2 protein-coding genes are annotated in these 1,330 nt (G+C 38.5%); one reads left to right on the forward strand and one right to left on the reverse strand.

The genetic code is table 11. The features are described from left to right. The first annotated feature begins 21 nt into the window (after window positions 1-21). A complete protein-coding gene (locus tag L2764_RS27215) occupies window positions 22-372 on the forward strand; it encodes a DUF1203 domain-containing protein (protein ID WP_248943455.1) in 351 nt (116 codons plus the stop codon). Window positions 373-419: 47 nt separating this feature from the next. On the opposite strand, the gene L2764_RS27220 is transcribed toward L2764_RS27215, so the two are convergent. After that, a complete protein-coding gene (locus tag L2764_RS27220; protein ID WP_248943457.1) occupies window positions 420-890 on the reverse strand; it encodes a LysE family translocator in 471 nt (156 codons plus the stop codon). Between the last annotated feature and the right edge of the window lie 440 nt (window positions 891-1,330).

Consider the following 1,330-nt stretch of genomic DNA (forward strand, 5'->3'; position numbering starts at 1 on the left):
TAAGGTGTTCGATCAGGGTCATTGGGTTACCTCTCAGAAAGTGAGGTGCGATTAGATCACAGTAATTCAGCAGATTCAATCTTTGTTAACAAAGTGCGATCCCGCCCTGACCAAGGAGGTGGGCCTATTTTTATTAGAGAAAATGCTGTTAATACTCCTGTAGGGCACAATGTTATCCCTAATTTCTTATTACATCGAGTATTATCCGTGAGAGGTTACGATAAAGATTATTTGATGCAAGAAGCGAACATTACTGCAGGAGATGAACTAAACGTTATTATTAAGCGTTTATTTAAAAGTGCAGAGTTGATTTATCTACACATTCATAATGTCAAAACAGGTTACTTTCTCTGTTTTGTTTATCGAGTATAACAATCACATGTTTTGATATACCGCACCTTTTCAATATGTGGGTAGCGTTAAATAAACGTCCAAATAATGGCAAATATCATCAAAATGGCGAATATCACCCTTAATGTTCTAGCCTGACGTGGGTGCTGAAAGCGTGGGCGTAACAGTCCACCAAAGCATAGCCATAACGTATCAACAATGGCTGCTACCAGTAAACAAATAATTCCTGTCACAAGGTAAGCATGAGTATCATTAGCAAGCGGTAACATAAATTGTGAAAATATCGCTAAAAAAGCGGCGTAAGCCTTAGGATTTAACAGGTTTAGAATAAAACCATCTTTTAATAATGGGGCGTTGACTGGGAGTGTATTTGAACTGGGGGTGACAGGGGAGGTAGCAATTTTAAAGGCAACATAGACAAGGTAGAACGCGCCTAATATTTGTACGCCTATTTGCAGTTCAGGCCAATGAGAAAAAAGGGTGGCGAGCCCCATTGTTGCGCCCACAATGGCAACAGATAATCCGAACAGGATCCCCAATAGGAAAGGCGTGCCTTTTTTAATGCCATGAGTGGCGCCTGTTGCGGCCAGAGCAAGGGGGCCGGACCGGGTGAACCCAGTAATAAAGCGGTAGTGGTGATTAAGGTTATAATGGCTTCAATCAAAATCTGACTCCTTGATATGATTGTTTAATTTATTTCTCTAGTGCAGGGGAAACGGTAAAATCAAAAGGTGTTAACAAACAATACATTAACATTTTAAGATGACGTTGAATACTTTTCTTGCACGTTAATAAGTACCTGAGTATTAAATTATCATAAATTCGTTCACTATTAGAGCAACGTGATAATTTCAGTACTTATCGCATAATTGAACTTGTTTGTTTATCATTATTTTTGTATAACTATCATTAGTATATGAATTATCACTTTTTATAAATGAAACAAGTTAGAGCCCTGTTACCTCATGAGTTCACCACG

This window comes from Shewanella surugensis, from assembly GCF_023284005.1.
GTDB lineage: Bacteria > Pseudomonadota > Gammaproteobacteria > Enterobacterales > Shewanellaceae > Shewanella > Shewanella surugensis.